The organism is Curtobacterium sp. MMLR14_010 (assembly GCF_001865015.1).
Lineage (GTDB): Bacteria > Actinomycetota > Actinomycetes > Actinomycetales > Microbacteriaceae > Curtobacterium.
Genome location: NZ_MJGV01000077.1, coordinates 1 through 412 on the forward strand (window position 1 = coordinate 1; position 412 = coordinate 412).

1 protein-coding gene is annotated in these 412 nt (G+C 50.7%); it reads right to left on the reverse strand.

Going from position 1 to position 412, the window contains the following annotated elements; genetic code table 11:
- On the reverse strand, positions 1–412 hold a 412-nt coding region (locus tag BIU98_RS19580), incomplete at both ends, for a putative Ig domain-containing protein (protein WP_175481382.1).

The window sequence follows — 412 nt, forward strand, 5'->3', positions numbered from 1 at the left end:
TCCCTACTTGAATTGTCGCATCGTCCAGCGGGTGAACCGGAATACGATAGCCAGTCATTGGCAAGCGAGACTGTCCGTCAGGCAGGCTTTCTACATTGGTAAAAGGCAAAACGGTTAACTGAAACGATTGTGTAACGCCTGCGCCATAGATATCAGATGCTTTAATCACCACATCGTGAGTGCCTACTTTATCGGCCCCTGGAGTCCACACTACGACACCATCGTTAGCAGACATTCCCTGTGGTCCGTCTACTATTTCCAGTGTTAGATCTCCGCCATCAGGGTCGGACACCAACACCTCATAACGATATGCCAATCCTTCAAATGCTCGTTTGAGCGGCGCCCCCAGAAACACGGGTGGCCGGTTCGGATCCTTTACTTCTATATCGAACGTCTGTGAGACAAGTGCACC